Below are 15338 nucleotides of genomic sequence, written 5' to 3'. Positions count from 1 at the left end.
TTTCTATGTAACTATATCGATGTGCATAACACCAAAGTAGGGGGGGATATATACCCTTTTTTGGGCGTGTTTTTTAGTCGGACAGTTCTTCGGTGAAATGTCTCAGGGTTAAATGAATGAGAAGGGTTGCTTATTAGTACTCGAAAGTCGGACTTATGACAATCGGTGTTTTTGCGGGATGGAAGAAATAGAAGTTTGAATTGTTAATATATAAAGTCACGACAATAGCTCACGCAGTGCAACTTGTGCACGAGTGAGTTTTTAGATTTGGTGGGTGTTTATATTTTCTGTTTTATTAATAGGCTAATAGAGCTGCTTGTTGCTCGTTTAGCTCTTGTTGATGAAATAGCAATTACTCTGCCAGTTTGGCGGAAGCGCAGATTTTCCCTGTCTGGTCCAATGAATGATGGGGTATTTTGATTTTTATTGGGAGGGCGATACTGACGACTGGGGAGAATTCCCCAGTATTGGGGGAAAGCTGCACCAATATTGAGGACAGCACCATAGTGTCTTTTTGCCGTGTTTTAGAGTGTGCAGAGAGAGATAAAAAAATATTGAATTTTTGCTGTTGAAATCTTTTGTTACAGCTAAAGTGGGATCAAGCGCTCTTCGCAGTGCGATAGAAAATTGTTGAAGATAAGCCTGAGCCAAGAGAGTACTTTGCCAGCCTTGCCTTGTCCCGCGTCGGTCAACTTAAAGTTGGCGTGAATACGCGTGCGGGCAGAAAAGTTCATGGCGATGAGTTCATCTCGCAACAGGTCAACCCCGGAGCCTGGCTACTCCGTACTGAATCGAGAATGTCATCATGGTTAAGTGCTTGAGCATCTTTCGAAGCCATCACATGGTTAGTGTGGTGGCGGGCGGTTTACTTGCCATCAGCCTGCCGGTCATGAGCGCTTTTGCCGCTGATGCGCCCGTAGCCAATCCGCCGGTGGTACCCGATGTACCCAGCCTGCAACCGCTGCGCGGTATGGTGCCACCTGATCCTTCGGGTACCGAGGGCGGGCGCAAGGTCGACCTGATGACCGACTATGTGGTCAATCGCTCGGCGGCGGTGCTCCTGGGCAAGGCACTGTTCTGGGATATGGAGATCGGCAGCGACGGTTCCACCGCTTGTGCGTCCTGCCACTTCCACGCGGGTGTGGATCACCGCACCACCAACCAGATCAACCCAGGGCAGGCCAACACCAACGCGAACGTCTCGTCGATCTTCAACAAGCCGTTCATCGCCTCGGGCATTCCAGGCGACGTGCCGAGCTACACCACCAAATCGGGAGGCAAGGGCGGTCCGAATTACCTGCTGAAGAAAAACGACTTCCCGACCCATGTGCTGGCTAATCCGCTGGATCGCAATTCGGCGATTGTCTATTCGACTGACGATGTGATCGGGTCACAAGGCGTGTTCGACGCCAACTTCGTCAAGCCCCGTCAGGCGCGTTTCGACAAGTGCATTCAGCAACCCGATGGTATCTTCCAGGTGGGCGGCATCAACGTGCGCCGCGCCACCGGGCGCAACGCGCCCACGGTGATCAACGCCGCGTTCAACGTGCGCAATTTCTGGGATGGCCGGGCGAATAACATCTTCAACGGCTTCTCTCCATTCGGCAATCGCGACCCGGATGCCGGGATCTTCGTGACCAGCGATCGCAGTGGCGTGGCGACCAAAGTCAGGCTGGCGCTCAAAGATGCCTCCGCCGCCTCGCAGGCGGTAGGCCCGCCCGGCAGCCCGGTGGAAATGTCCTGCGGCGGACGTACCTTCGCCGACATTGGCCGGCGCATGCTTGACACCTTGATGCTCAAAGGGCAACGGATCGCGTCCACCGATTCGGTATTGGGGCCAGTGTCCGGCGCCCGCCGGCCGACCTACCGCGAGCTGATCAAGAACGCGTTCCAGCCGCGCCTGTGGAATGCCACGCAGCAGGTCTCGCTGGGCGGTGCGCCATACACCCAGATGGAAGCGAACTTCCCGCTGTTCTTCGGGTTGGCGATTCAGATGTATGAGTCCACGCTGATCTCGGATCAGGCGCCGCTGGATGCTTATTTGCTGGGCGATCATACGGCCATGAACGACCAGCAGGTCCAGGGCATGAACCTGTTCCTGGGCAAGGGCAAATGCATCAGTTGCCACGGCGGCGCGGAGTTGACCAACGCCGGCAGCCGGTTGCTGTTCCATCCTCGGGAACGTATCGAACGCATGGTCATGGCGGACAACCTGACCACGCTCTATGACAACGGCTTCTACAACACCGGGGTGCGTCCAACCTCGGAAGATTTGGCAGTCGGTGGCTCGGATGCCTGGGGCAATCCGTTGTCCTTCACTCGCGAGTACAACACCGTGCTCCAGGGCGGCCAGATTCCTGACCCGCTGGAAGTCGATGTGTGCACCTTCGAAGCGCCTTTGAGCCCGGCGATTCCTTGTGATACGACGCTCAAGCCCAGTGTCGGTTTCCGCGACGCGGTCGATGGTGCCTTCAAGACGCCGACCTTGCGTAACATCGCGTTGACCGGGCCGTACTTCCACAACGGCAGTCGCGCAACGCTGCAACAGGTGATGGAGTTCTACAACCGCGGCGGTGACCGGCGTGGCGAAGATGCCAGCAACACCAGCGGCTTCGAGCACCCGGCGGTCAACCAGCACAACGGCTCAAACCTCGATCCGGACATGACCCCGCTGAACCTGACCCCGGATGAAGTGGATGCATTGGTCAAATTCATGGAAGTCGGCCTGACCGATCCTCGGGTTGCGTGGGAACGGGCGCCGTTTGACCATCCTTCGCTGGTACTGCCTCAGGGCGAAAAAGGTGATGAAAACTCGGTCGGGCAAAAACCGGCCAGTCCGAAGATCACTACCCGGCAGGCGCAGGACGCCGAATTCCAGCTCAGACCGGTCGGTGCCGAAGGTCGCACACGTATGGAAGGGCCATTGCAACCGTTCAACAACGACCTGTAACAGGTTTTCCCCTTGCGTCACTGGTGGCTGATGGACGCCAGTGACGCCCTTTTACAAATACCTCAGTATTTCACTCAGCAAATCGAGGGGGCTGCCGTTAAAGTGGTGGGCACAGTGCCATCAATCGCTATGACGGTCGGAGCTTTTACCCTTGCCGCGTTCTTCCGCTGTACGTTTCAGTCATTTCCTGCCGTCATTGCTGCTGTTACTGGCGGGGCTTGCGGCTGCGTACGTCAAGGATCTGAACGTCTTCTTCACCTCGCTATTTAACGTGCTGCCGACCCTGGTGCTGCTGCTCGGTGGAGCTTACTGCGCGGTTTACCGACGTCAGCGTGAGCTGTTTCTGATGGTCACGGTGTACATCGCTTACTTCCTGCTCGACACCCAGACCGACTACTACCGCGACAACGGCAAGGTGCGTGAGGACGCTGCCGTGGTCTTCCATTTGTGTTGCCTTCTATTGCCGTTGCTGTTTGGCGTGTTCGCCGCGTGGCAGGAGCGAACGCACCTGTTCCAGGACATGGTGGCGCGTTTCGCCGTGTTGCTGGCAGTAGGCAGCGTGGCGCTGGGGCTGGAACAAAGTTATCCGCAGGCGTTGCTGATATGGCTGTCGGAGATCCGCTGGCCAGCCTTGCATGGCGCCTGGATGAGTCTGATCCAGCTGTCGTACCCGGTGTTCATCGCCTCATTCCTGTTGTTGGCCTGGCAGTACTGGCGTAACCCCAGGCCGCTGCATGCCGCGCAACTGGTGGGTTTGCTCGGGTTGTTCTGGATGTTGCCGAAAACCTTCATTCTGCCGTTCACCCTGAACATCATGTGCAGTCAGGTGATGTTGATGATCGCTGCCGCCGTTGCCCATGAGGCTTATCAAATGGCCTTCCGCGACGAGTTGACCGGGCTGCCGGGCCGTCGCGCCTTGAACGAGCGCATGCAGCGTCTGGGGCGCAACTACGTGTTGGCCATGAGCGACGTCGACCACTTCAAGAAATTCAACGATACCCACGGCCACGATGTTGGTGACCAGGTGTTGCGACTGGTGGCCAGCAAACTGTCGAAAATCAGTGGCGGCGGTAAGGCGTATCGCTACGGCGGCGAGGAATTCGCCCTGGTGTTTGCAGGCAAGACGCTCGAAGAGTGCCTGCCGCACCTGGAAGTGATCCGCGAATCCATCGCCAGCTACAACATTCATCTTCGCAATCAGGACAGCCGTCCGCAGGATGATAGCCAGGGGCGTCAGCGTCGTTCCGGTTCCAGCGCTTCGAGTGTGTCGGTCACCGTCAGCATCGGCGTCGCCGAAAGGGTTGAGCAACGCACTCCCGAAGAAGTGCTCAAGTCCGCCGACCAGGCGCTCTACAGCGCCAAGGGCGCCGGGCGTAACTGCGTCGTGGCCTTCGGGCAGAACCGCCGTGGCGCCGTGCGCAGGGAAGCCGCTACGGTTGAGTGATGATGACGCATTCAGCGTCTGGACTGTGATTGTGAGGCGTGGTTGCCGGCAGTAGGTTGATGAAATCTGCCGCCGGAGAATGACCATGCCCGAGTACAAAGCTCCTCTGCGCGATATGCGCTTTCTGATCGACCACGTCTTCGATTTTCACAGCAACTACGCGACGCTGGGAGCCCATGACGCCAGCCCGGACATGATCAACGCGATCCTCGAAGAAGGCGCGAAATTCTGTGAGAACGTGCTGGCACCCCTCAATCGCAGCGGTGACGAAGAAGGCTGCCATTTCGACAATGGCGTGGTGACGACGCCTACAGGCTTCAAGCAGGCGTTCGCACAATACGTGGAAGGCGGCTGGCACGGACTGGCAGCCGATCCGGCGTATGGCGGGCAGGGTTTGCCCAGTTCCCTGGGGCTGGTCATCAGCGAAATGGTAGCCTCCAGCAACACTTCCTGGGGCATGTACCCGGGCCTGACCCACGGCGCCATGTCAGCGATCCATGCCCATGGCACCGAAGAACAGAAACAGACCTACCTGAGCAAACTCACCGCGGGCCAGTGGACTGGCACCATGTGCCTCACCGAAGCCCACTGCGGCACTGATCTGGGCCTCATCAAGACCCGTGCCGTCCCCGAATCCGACGGCAGTTATGCAATCACCGGCAGCAAGATCTTCATCTCTGCCGGTGAACACGATATGAGCGACAACATCATTCACCTGGTGCTGGCCAAGCTGCCGGATGCACCGTCCGGCACCAAAGGGATTTCACTGTTCATCGTACCCAAGTTCCTGCCCGATACCGCGGGCGAGGCAGGGGAGCGCAATGGCGTGTCCTGTGGCGCCATCGAACACAAAATGGGCATCAAGGCTTCGGCCACCTGCGTGTTGAACTTCGACGGGGCCAAGGGCTACTTGATCGGTGAAGCGAACAAGGGCCTGAACTGCATGTTCACCATGATGAACCACGCACGCCTGGGCACCGGCATGCAGGGGTTGTGTCTGGGCGAGGCCAGTTTCCAGGGTGCGATCAAGTACGCCAACGAGCGCTTGCAGATGCGCGCGCTGACCGGCCCGAAAGCGCCGGAACAGGCGGCCGACCCGATCATCGTTCATCCCGACGTTCGGCGGATGTTGCTGACCATGAAGGCCTTCAACGAAGGCAACCGCGCATTGACCTATTTCACTGCGCAATTGCTGGATGTTGCGCACTTGAGCACGGATGAAGCGGCGCGTCAGGAGGCCGAAGACTTGCTGGCGTTCCTGACGCCGATCTGCAAGGCGTTCATGACCGAAACCGGCCTGGAAGTAACTAACCATGGCATGCAGGTGTTCGGTGGCCATGGTTTCATTCGTGAATGGGGCATGGAGCAGCTGGTTCGTGACTGCCGGATTGCACCGATTTATGAAGGCACCAACGGCATTCAGGCCCTGGACCTGCTCGGGCGAAAAATCCTTGGCAGCCAGGGCAAACTGCTGCGTGGCTTTACCAAAATCGTCCACAAATTCTGCATGGCGAACGCCGGGCATCCGCAGTTGGCCGTCTATGTGGCCCAACTCAATGAGCTGAATCGGCAATGGGGGGAGCTGACGACTCGGGTCGGCATGGCGGCGATGAAAAATCCGGATGAGGTTGGGGCCGCATCGGTGGATTACCTGATGTACAGCGGCTACATCATTCTCGGTTATTTGTGGTTGCGCATGGCGTTGGTGGCGCAGGCACGGTTGGAGGACGGAAGCGGTGATGCCGATTTCTGCCGGGGCAAACTGGCAACCAGCGAGTTTTACTTCAAACGGTTGTTGCCGCGTACGGCCGCGCATCGGGCGGCGATCGAGGCAGGGAGTGATTGCCTGATGCAATTGCCGGCGGAGTTGTTTTCGCTTTAATTCAGCGTAATCCACAAAAGATCGCAGCGTTCGGCAGCTCCTACAGGGTTACGTGTTCCTGTGTCGGAGCAGCCGAAGGCTGCGATCTTTTTTCGATGACTAAAAATTACAAAACGGTCATGTGTCGACCCTATGTGTCGCAAAAGTTGTTGGGGTACACTCCGACCCATTGAATACACTATCCCTGTGAATCACCTGCTTAAGATCTTGCGAGGTTTGCCATGGCTGACTACAAAGCGCCCCTGCGCGATATGCGCTTCGTCCTCAATGAAGTGTTCGAGGTCGCCAAACTCTGGGCCGAGCTGCCGGCGCTGGCCGATACCGTCGATGCTGAAACGGTCGAAGCCATTCTTGAAGAAGCCGGCAAGGTCACCAGCAAAAGTATTGCACCCCTGAGCCGCGCGGCTGACGAGGAAGGTTGCCATTGGGCGGACGGTGCCGTCACCACCCCAGCGGGTTTCCCACAGGCTTATCAGACCTACGCTGAAGGCGGTTGGGTCGGCGTCGGTGGCGATCCGGCCTACGGTGGCATGGGCATGCCCAAGGCGGTTTCGGCTCAGGTTGAAGAGATGGTCAACTCCGCGAGCCTGTCGTTCGGCCTGTACCCGATGCTGACCGCCGGGGCCTGCCTGTCGATCAACGCCCATGCCAGCGAAGAACTGAAAGCGGCGTATCTGCCGAACATGTACGCCGGCGTCTGGGCCGGCTCCATGTGCCTGACCGAGCCGCACGCCGGCACCGACCTGGGCATCATCCGCACCAAGGCCGAGCCTCAGGCCGATGGGTCCTACAAGGTCAGCGGCACCAAGATCTTCATCACCGGCGGCGAACACGACCTGACCGAAAACATCATTCACCTGGTGCTGGCCAAGCTGCCGGACGCCCCGGCGGGGCCGAAAGGTATTTCGCTGTTCCTGGTGCCGAAGCTCCTGGTCAATGCCGATGGCAGCCTGGGTGCACGTAATCCGGCGAACTGTGGTTCGATCGAACACAAGATGGGCATCCAGGCCTCCGCCACCTGTGTGATGAACTTCGACGAAGCTGTGGGCTATCTGGTCGGCGAGCCGAACAAGGGCCTGGCGGCGATGTTCACCATGATGAACTACGAGCGTCTGGGCGTCGGTATCCAGGGCCTGGCCAGTGGCGAGCGCTCTTACCAGAACGCCGTCGAATACGCCCGTGATCGTCTGCAAAGCCGTTCGCCGACCGGCGCGCAGAACAAGGACAAAGTGGCCGACCCGATCATCGTCCATCCGGACGTGCGCCGCATGCTGCTGACCATGAAGGCCTCGAACGAAGGCGGCCGGGCGTTCTCGACGTACGTTGCCATGCAACTGGACACCGCCAAGTTCAGCGAAGACACCGCGACGCGCAAGCGCGCCGAAGACCTGGTGGCGCTGTTGACCCCGGTGGCCAAGGCCTTCCTGACCGACCTCGGCCTGGAAACCACGGTGCATGGCCAGCAGGTGTTCGGCGGTCACGGCTACATCCGCGAATGGGGCCAGGAACAACTGGTGCGCGACGTGCGCATCACCCAGATCTACGAAGGTACCAACGGCATTCAGGCGCTGGACCTGGTGGGGCGCAAGATCGTCGGCAGCGGCGGGGCGTTCTACAAGCTGTTCGCCGACGAGATTCGTCACTTCACCGCGACCGCCAGCGCTGAACTGGCGGAGTTCACCAAGCCGCTCAACGATGCCGTGACCACCCTTGACGAACTGACGGCCTGGTTGCTGGACCGGGCGAAGACCAACCCGAACGAAATCGGTGCGGCGTCGGTCGAGTACCTGCAAACCTTCGGTTACGTGGCCTACGCCTACATGTGGGCGCTGATGGCCAAGGCGGCTTTGGGCAAGGAAGCGCAGGACGATTTCTACGCCAGCAAACTGGGCACGGCGCGGTTCTATTTCGCCCGCCTGTTGCCGCGGATTCACTCGCTGAGCGCATCGGTCAAAGCCGGAAGCGAGTCGCTGTTCCTGCTCGACGCAGCGCAGTTCTGACCCTGTCACGTCATGTAAGCATTCTCTTACATGACGTGCTGCTGTTCTCCCATAGATGCAGATTGGATCCACGGCTAATCTACTTCACATGGACGTCGCGCAGGAAGCGCAAAGCAACAACACGGACACGTAGGATTCTGCCAGGACGGCGGAGTGAAATGGATGTCAGGGAAACAGTCTGCAAAGCCCCGCTTCGGCGGGGTTTTCTTATGCCTGCGAAAAAGTATTCAACTCAGGCCATCTATTTCCGGCGCGCTGTTCAAGCGTTCATCCGGCCGGTTCATCACCTCCTCAAGCAAGGTGCGCAGCAACGCCAGCGAGGCCTGTTGCCGTTGCACATCCCGGCACACCAACCCGACTTTCAGTGGCACCCGTGGTTCGCTCAGGGGTTTCCACAGCAGATCCTTATTGCCGTGGGCCTTTTGTGAGCGCCCCGGCAGTACGGTCGCCAGCCGCGTGTGTGGCAGGCTGCCGAGAATCCCGGCCATATTGTTCAGTTCGGCTTGCACCTGTGGCCGGCGTCCCAGGTTTGCCAGTTGCGCTTGCCAGATCTGCCGCACTTGAAACTCTTCGCCCAGTAATAGCATGGGCAATTCGGCGGCCTGGCTCATGGAGACTTTCTTGAATTCCCGCAATGGGTGCTCCGCCGGGATCACAAGGGTCAGTTCATCTTCATACAACATCACGCCATGCAGTCCCGGTTGCCGGGGCGGCAGGTAGCTGATGCCGATATCCAGGGAACCATTGAGCAGTCGTCGCTCGATCTCCAGACCCGTCAGTTCATAGATCTGCACCACCAGATGCGGTTGCTCTTTACGCACCCGTTCGAGCATCTGCGGCACCAGGCTGGTATGTACGGTCTGCAAGACCCCGATGGCCAGCGTACGCAGTGCCTGCCCCTTGAAATTGCCCAGCGCTTCGCGTGCCCGTTGCAGGCCATCGAGCAAGGGCAGGGCGTGGTTGTACAGCGTGTGGGCCGCCAGGGTCGGCAACAGACGTTTGCTGCTGCGTTCGAACAGGCTGACATCGAGGGCTTGTTCGAGGTGGCGGATCTGTTGGGACAGCGCTGGTTGCGAGATGGACAGTCGTTCGGCGGCGCGGCCGACATGGCCTTCTTCATAGACCGCGACGAAATAACGCAGTTGTTTGAAATCCATAAGTAATGCTTATTGAAAATGCTCGGAAATCGAAATGGCTCGGCGCCTTGTCTGAGCCTAGTCTAACCGCATTCACAAGGCTTACAGGGCCACAGAGCGCGATGAATACCGTTTGTTTCAATGGTGTTTGCATAGGCAACGCAAAAAATCTCAAGCGGAAGCTGAACCCATGAACCTGTTCAGCCTGCGTCGTTCTTCACCGAGCCTCGATGATCTGGTGGCGGACGCTGCTTTCCCTACCGGGCACGACAACCTTTCCAGTGAGTGCCTGATGCCCAGTGTCGAGCGGCCGCAACAGGTTTTTGTTCGCGGCCAGGGGTCATGGTTGTGGGACAGCGATGACCGCGCGTATCTGGATTTTTCACAGGGCGGCGGGACCAACAGCCTCGGCCATAGCCCCAAGGCACTGGCTGACGCAATAACGTCGCAGGCTCAGTCGCTGATCAATTCAGGCTTTGATCTGCATAACCGCGGCATGCTCAACCTCGCCGAGCGACTGTGTATCAGTACCGGCAGCGACCAGGCGTATCTGCTCAACACGGGTAGCGAAGCCTGTGAAGCAGCGATCAAGCTGGCGCGCAAATGGGGTCAACAGCATCGCGGTGGCGCCTCGCGGATCATCGTTGCCAGCAAGGGTTGTCATGGGCGTAGCCTGGGGACGATTTCGGCGTCGGACAGTTCGTCATTGATCAACCGATTCGAGCCGCAGCTTCCGGGCTTCAGCCATGTGCCGTTCAACGATCTTCCGGCGTTGCACGCCGCCGTGGATGAGCGGACGGTGGCGATCATGCTCGAACCTATCCAGAGCGAGGCCGGGGTGGTTCCGGCTACCGCGCATTACCTCAAGGGCGTTGAGCGCCTGTGTCGAGAACTCGGCATCCTCCTGATCTTCGATGAAGTGCAAACCGGCATCGGTCGGTGTGGCACCTTGCTCGCGGAACAGTCCTACGGCGTGCGGGCCGATATCCTGGTGCTCGGCAAAGGACTGGGTGGCGGTTTGCCCCTGGCGGCGTTGTTGGCACGGGGCAAGGCTTGCTGTTTCGACGTCGGCGAAATCAGCGGCAGCCATCATGGCAATGCACTGATGACCGCTGCGGGGCTAGCCGTACTCGACAGTGTGCAGGACAAAGGATTTCTCGAGCATATCGGGGAATCCGCCCAGCACCTGCGCGAAGGTCTACAGCGTTTGTCCCATCGATATGGCCACGGCGAATTGCGCGGGCAAGGGCTGCTCTGGGGACTGACCCTGTCCGACGATTGCGCCGACGCCGTGGTCAAGGCCGCGTTGTACGAAGGCCTGCTGCTCAATGCCCCGCAACCCGACTGTCTGCGCTTTACCCCGGCGCTGACTGTCACCAAGGCCAATATCGACGAAATGCTGCTGCGCCTGACGCGCGCTTTCTCCCGTGTGCGTACTGCGCAAGTGCAGTGCCGCAAAGGGATCGCCGTCTGACCGGACGCGCCCTGAACGAATTCCCGAACCGTCTCGCGGTATAACGCGCGCCCCACACCTGATTCTTTTGGTGTGGGGCGTTTTTTTGCCTGCGAAATTGACTGCGATGGTTTGGGGGAGTGAAGAGATCTGTCTGAACCCTGACCAACGGCACAGGTCGATTGTTTGTAAGGCTCGCATGAGCCGACTTCAATCAGGAGCTGCCCCATGGATTTTATTCGCATCATCATCGCCATTCTGTTGCCGCCGTTGGGCGTGTTTCTGCAAGTAGGATTTGGCGGGGCGTTCTGGCTGAATATTCTGTTGACGTTGTGCGGTTACATCCCGGGGATCGTTCATGCGGTGTATATCATCGCCAAGCGTTGAGTCTTGCGTTGCCGGGTAGATTGCTTTCGCGAGCAGGCTCGCTCCCACAGGGTTTTGCGTGCACTGCAGATCCTGTAGGAGCGAGCCTGCTCGCGAACGGAACGACTCAATTTCTGTTTAGTTCGCGAAATCCATCACCCACCGATAAAACAACCACTCCTGCTCCAGTGCATGGGCCTGATTGCCTGCCTTGCGGAACCCATGTCGTTCGTCCGCGTAGAAATGGGCCTCAACCAGAATGCCCTTGTTTTGCAGCGCCTCGACCATGCCACGGGTCTGCTGCGGCACGACCACGGCGTCCAGTTCCCCTTGGAAGAAAATCACGGGTACACGGATGTTGCCCGCATGCAGCAATGGCGTTCGTGCGGCGTAGCGCTCGGCGTCCTGCACGGGATCGCCGATCAGCCAATCAAGGTAGTCACCCTCGAATTTGTGGGTGGCCCGCCCCAATGCGACGGGATCGCTGACGCCATATAGGCTGGCGCCGGCCCGAAACACGTCGTGAAAGGCCAGTGCGCAAAGTGTGGTGTAGCCACCGGCGCTACCGCCGCGAATGAACGCCTTGTCACCGTCGATCAATTCTCGTTCGGCGAGATGGCTGACCACCGCGCAAGCATCTTCGACATCGACATCCCCCCAGCTCAAATGCAGGGCCTGTCGGTAAGCCCGGCCGTAGCCGCTGCTGCCACGGTAGTTGAGGTCGGCCACGGCGAATCCCCGTTGCGCCCAGTACTGGATGCGCGGGTCGAGGATCGGGTAGCACGCGGAAGTCGGGCCACCGTGGATGAATACGACCAGGGGCGGTTTTGCGTCGCCGGTCATCGCCGGATAGAAGAAACCGTGCGCCTCGTTGGATCCGCTTGGATAGCGCAAGGTTTGCGGACGGCTGATCTGTTCGGCGGGCAAGGGCGCAATGCCGCCTGCCAGCACCTTGACCTGCCGGGTCTGACGGTCGATGGCGATCACCGCCGAGGAGCTGACCGGCGAGGCCGCAATGCAGTAAATGAATTGCTCATCCAGGGCGAGACTGCGGAAGCGGCTGTAGTCGCCGGTGAAATCTTCACAACTTTCCCCGTAAAAACCCAAACGACCGAAACCGCCTTCGGTCCAACTCGCCAGATAGCGATTTTCGCTCAGCGGCAACCAGGTGCAGCCGCCGAGCTGCCAGGGGGCAGGGCCATGATCGGCCGCCGTGCTCGGCAAAGGGATCAGGCCGTTTGCCGATTCCACCCAGGGCTGCCAAAAACCGCCACGATCGGTCAGACAAAGCAACCGGCCACTGCTATCGAAACGGGGTTGTTGCAGGGATTCTTGAGCGCCGTCACCGGCCACGCAACGGGACGGGCCAAAGCCTCCGCTGTCCTGGCGCTCGGCAACCATCAAACGGGTCGCGGTCCAGGGTTGATCCGGGCGACTCCATTCGATCCAGGCCAGGCGTCGTGCATCAGGGCTGAGGGTCGGAGCCGCATAGAAATCGGCGCCTTCGGCCAGCAAATGGCGCTTGCCATCTGCCAGATCGATCGCCACCAGGCGATGTCGGTCGCGATTCTCTTCAACCGCCAGCACCTGACCGTTGGCGAACTGCAAGTCGCCGTAACGGCATATCCCGGAGGTCAGCACCTGGGGTACCTCGCCTTGCAGCGATTGGCGATACAACTGCTGGTCGGCCTCGTTGACGAAAACCACGCCGTCGTCTGTCAGACAAAACGCGCCACCGCCATATTCGTACACCCGACTGCGCGCGCTGAACCCCGGCGGTGTCAGGCAGTTCGCTGCGCCGTCGCGCCAATGCCAGAGGCGGCAGGCAGCGTCCTCCGGGCGGTATTCGTTCCAGAACAGGCCCTGTTGGCCGACCTGCAGTTCGGCAAAATCGATGCCGGCCGCAACGGCTTTGGCAGCGCTGAAAGGTTCAGCTCTTGGCGATGAGGCGTGAGTTTCGTTCATTGCGAAAGGCCAGTTGGTCGATGGTCTGGGTCGCGTGCTCAGCCTCTTCGCGAGCCTTGAGGATCACGCCGTGATGGGGCGACTTGCTGCACACCGGGTCGGCGTGGCTCGCATCGCCGGTGAGCATGAACGCCTGGCAGCGGCAGCCGCCGAAGTCTTTTTCCTTCTCGTCGCAGGAGCGGCACGGCTCGGGCATCCAGGCATAACCGCGAAAACGGTTGAAGCCGAACGAGTCGTACCAGATGTGCTGCAGGCTGTGGTCGCGCACGTTGGGAAACTGCACCGGCAGTTGTCGGGCACCGTGACAGGGCAGCGCGGTGCCGTCTGGCGTGACCGTCAGAAAAATACTGCCCCAGCCGTTCATGCAGGCTTTGGGACGTTCTTCATAATAGTCCGGCGTGACAAAAATCAGCTTGCACGGATGCCCTTCGGCTTCCAGTTTGGCGCGGTACTCGTTGGTGATGCGTTCGGCGCGCACCAGTTGCTCGCGGGTCGGCAACAGCCCGACGCGATTGAGCTGGGCCCAACCGTAGAACTGGCAGGTGGCGAGTTCGACGAAGTCCGCTTCAAGGGCGATGCACAGCTCGATGATGCGGTCGATCTGGTCGATGTTGTGCCGATGGGTGACGAAATTCAGCACCATCGGATAGCCGTGGGCCTTTACCGCGCGGGCCATGGCCAGCTTCTGCGCGAAGGCCTTTTTCGAACCGGCGAGGAGGTTGTTCACCTGTTCGTCGCTGGCCTGGAAACTGATCTGGATATGATCGAGGCCGGCCTGCTTGAAGTCGCTGATTTTCTGCTCGGTCAGGCCGATGCCGGAGGTGATCAGGTTGGTGTAGAAACCCAGCTGGCGCGCCTCGGCAATCAGCTCGGCTAGGTCCTGGCGCACCAGCGGTTCGCCGCCGGAAAAGCCCAGTTGCGCCGCGCCCATTTCCCGCGCTTGGCGAAACACCTTGATCCACTGCTCGGTGCTCAGCTCCTGGCCTTGCCCGGCGAAGTCCAGCGGGTTGGAACAGTACGGGCATTGCAGCGGGCAGCGATAGGTCAGCTCGGCCAGCAGCCACAACGGCAGGCCGATGTCCGGTGTGGGCGGTACTTGCACCGACGAATCAGGCCAGTTCGATCCAGTGCTGCGCACGGGCCACCTCCATGAATTGCTCGATGTCGTCACCGAGCTCGGGCACGCCGGGGAACTGCTGGTCGAGTTCGGCGATGATCGCCGCGACATCCCGCTGGCCATCGATCAGGCCGCCGATCAACGCCGCGCTTTCATTGAGCTTGATCATGCCTTCCGGGTACAGCAGCACGTGGCCTTTCTGGGCCGGTTCGTACTGGAAGCGGTAGCCGGGACGCCAGGTCGGGGTCCGGCTGCGGTCGAAACTCATAAGCTGATTCCTTTGTGCCAGACCCGCTGGTCGGTCACGCTGTGATAGGGCGGGCGTTTCAGTTCGTAAGCCATGCTCATGGCATCGAGCATGCTCCAAAGTATGTCCAGTTTGAACTGGAGAATGTCCAGCATGCGCTCCTGGCCTTCCCGGGTGGTGTAGTGCTGCAGGGTGATCGCCAGGCCGTGCTCGACATCGCGACGGGCCTGGCCCAGGCGCGTGCGGAAATATTCGTAGCCGGCCGGGTCGATCCACGGGTAATGCTGCGGCCAGCTGTCCAGGCGCGACTGATGGATCTGCGGCGCGAACAGTTCGGTCAGCGAGCTGCTGGCGGCTTCCTGCCAACGGGCACGGCGGGCGAAGTTGACGTAGGCGTCCACCGCAAAACGCACGCCGGGCAGTACCAGTTCCTGCGAGCGTAGCTGCTCCGGGTCGAGACCGACCGCCTGGCCCAGGCGCAACCAGGCTTCGATGCCGCCGTCTTCGCCGGGGGCGCCGTCGTGGTCGAGCAGGCGCTGAATCCACTCGCGGCGGATTTCGCGGTCCGGGCAGTTGGCCAGGATGGCGGCGTCCTTGAGCGGGATGTTCACCTGATAATAGAAGCGGTTGGCGACCCAGCCCTGGATCTGCTCGCGGGTGGCCCGGCCTTCGTACATCGCCACGTGGTAGGGGTGGTGGATGTGGTAGTAGGCGCCCTTGGCGCGCAGGGCGGCTTCGAATTCGGTGGGGGACAGCGGGGTGTCGGTCATTGCTTTTC

Annotated in this window: 11 protein-coding genes; 6 read left to right on the top strand and 5 right to left on the bottom strand. The window is 59.8% G+C overall.

Translation table 11 applies throughout. The annotated features are described in order from the left end of the window. Window positions 1-805: 805 nt before the first annotated feature. From LAB08_RS27855 to LAB08_RS27840, 4 genes are all read left to right on the top strand, one after another. Window positions 806-2950, top strand: coding sequence for a cytochrome-c peroxidase (locus LAB08_RS27855; RefSeq protein ID WP_172901641.1), 2145 nt, complete (start codon window positions 806-808; stop codon window positions 2948-2950). 151 nt (window positions 2951-3101) lie between these two features. Next, window positions 3102-4394, top strand: coding sequence for a GGDEF domain-containing protein (locus LAB08_RS27850; protein WP_096514637.1), 1293 nt, complete (start codon window positions 3102-3104; stop codon window positions 4392-4394). Between the two features lie 85 nt (window positions 4395-4479). Then, window positions 4480-6276 carry an acyl-CoA dehydrogenase C-terminal domain-containing protein gene (locus LAB08_RS27845; protein WP_096514639.1) on the top strand — a complete coding sequence of 599 codons (1797 nt, stop codon included), beginning with the start codon at window positions 4480-4482 and terminating at the stop codon, window positions 6274-6276. Between the two features lie 221 nt (window positions 6277-6497). After that, window positions 6498-8276: an acyl-CoA dehydrogenase C-terminal domain-containing protein gene (locus LAB08_RS27840; protein ID WP_217910640.1), complete on the top strand. Its 1779-nt coding sequence runs from the start codon at window positions 6498-6500 to the stop codon at window positions 8274-8276. A 227-nt stretch (window positions 8277-8503) separates the two neighbouring features. Here LAB08_RS27840 and LAB08_RS27835 read toward each other — a convergent pair whose 3' ends face one another. Further along, on the bottom strand, window positions 8504-9433 hold the full coding sequence (locus tag LAB08_RS27835) for a LysR family transcriptional regulator (RefSeq protein WP_096514641.1): 930 nt from the start codon (window positions 9431-9433) through the stop codon (window positions 8504-8506). A 169-nt stretch (window positions 9434-9602) separates the two neighbouring features. Here LAB08_RS27835 and LAB08_RS27830 point away from each other — a divergent pair, with 169 nt between their 5' ends. Then, window positions 9603-10886 carry an aspartate aminotransferase family protein gene (locus LAB08_RS27830; protein WP_096514643.1) on the top strand — a complete coding sequence of 428 codons (1284 nt, stop codon included), beginning with the start codon at window positions 9603-9605 and terminating at the stop codon, window positions 10884-10886. Between the two features lie 207 nt (window positions 10887-11093). Next, window positions 11094-11252 carry a YqaE/Pmp3 family membrane protein gene (locus LAB08_RS27825; RefSeq protein ID WP_003228885.1) on the top strand — a complete coding sequence of 53 codons (159 nt, stop codon included), beginning with the start codon at window positions 11094-11096 and terminating at the stop codon, window positions 11250-11252. A 117-nt stretch (window positions 11253-11369) separates the two neighbouring features. On the opposite strand, the gene LAB08_RS27820 is transcribed toward LAB08_RS27825, so the two are convergent. The 4 genes from LAB08_RS27820 to pqqC are packed head-to-tail and all read right to left on the bottom strand — an operon-like array spanning window position 11370 to window position 15330. Next, on the bottom strand, window positions 11370-13196 hold the full coding sequence (locus LAB08_RS27820; RefSeq protein WP_096514645.1) for a S9 family peptidase: 1827 nt from the start codon (window positions 13194-13196) through the stop codon (window positions 11370-11372). Beyond that, window positions 13162-14334 carry a pyrroloquinoline quinone biosynthesis protein PqqE gene (pqqE, locus tag LAB08_RS27815; RefSeq protein ID WP_217910639.1) on the bottom strand — a complete coding sequence of 391 codons (1173 nt, stop codon included), beginning with the start codon at window positions 14332-14334 and terminating at the stop codon, window positions 13162-13164. The genes LAB08_RS27820 and pqqE overlap by 35 nt, the downstream gene beginning before the upstream one ends. After that, entirely contained in the window at window positions 14306-14581 is a 276-nt protein-coding gene (gene pqqD / locus LAB08_RS27810) for a pyrroloquinoline quinone biosynthesis peptide chaperone PqqD (RefSeq protein ID WP_121104052.1), read from the bottom strand. The genes pqqE and pqqD overlap by 29 nt, the downstream gene beginning before the upstream one ends. Beyond that, window positions 14578-15330: a pyrroloquinoline-quinone synthase PqqC gene (pqqC, locus tag LAB08_RS27805; RefSeq protein WP_096514647.1), complete on the bottom strand. Its 753-nt coding sequence runs from the start codon at window positions 15328-15330 to the stop codon at window positions 14578-14580. The genes pqqD and pqqC overlap by 4 nt, the downstream gene beginning before the upstream one ends. Between the last annotated feature and the right edge of the window lie 8 nt (window positions 15331-15338).

It is taken from the genome of Pseudomonas izuensis, from assembly GCF_002356535.2.
GTDB lineage: Bacteria > Pseudomonadota > Gammaproteobacteria > Pseudomonadales > Pseudomonadaceae > Aquipseudomonas > Aquipseudomonas izuensis.
The sequence above is the reverse complement of the archived record's forward strand: the minus strand, read 5'-3'. Positions and strand labels throughout refer to the sequence as shown.

Coding starts and splice junctions, on each gene's coding strand:
- LAB08_RS27855 (WP_172901641.1), top strand. CDS start 806: ATGGTTAAGTGCTTGAGCATCTTTCGAAGCCATCACATGGTTAGTGTG.
- LAB08_RS27845 (WP_096514639.1), top strand. CDS start 4,480: ATGCCCGAGTACAAAGCTCCTCTGCGCGATATGCGCTTTCTGATCGAC.
- LAB08_RS27840 (WP_217910640.1), top strand. CDS start 6,498: ATGGCTGACTACAAAGCGCCCCTGCGCGATATGCGCTTCGTCCTCAAT.
- LAB08_RS27835 (WP_096514641.1), bottom strand. CDS start 9,433: ATGGATTTCAAACAACTGCGTTATTTCGTCGCGGTCTATGAAGAAGGC.
- LAB08_RS27830 (WP_096514643.1), top strand. CDS start 9,603: ATGAACCTGTTCAGCCTGCGTCGTTCTTCACCGAGCCTCGATGATCTG.
- LAB08_RS27825 (WP_003228885.1), top strand. CDS start 11,094: ATGGATTTTATTCGCATCATCATCGCCATTCTGTTGCCGCCGTTGGGC.
- LAB08_RS27820 (WP_096514645.1), bottom strand. CDS start 13,196: ATGAACGAAACTCACGCCTCATCGCCAAGAGCTGAACCTTTCAGCGCT.
- pqqD (WP_121104052.1), bottom strand. CDS start 14,581: ATGAGTTTCGACCGCAGCCGGACCCCGACCTGGCGTCCCGGCTACCGC.
- pqqC (WP_096514647.1), bottom strand. CDS start 15,330: ATGACCGACACCCCGCTGTCCCCCACCGAATTCGAAGCCGCCCTGCGC.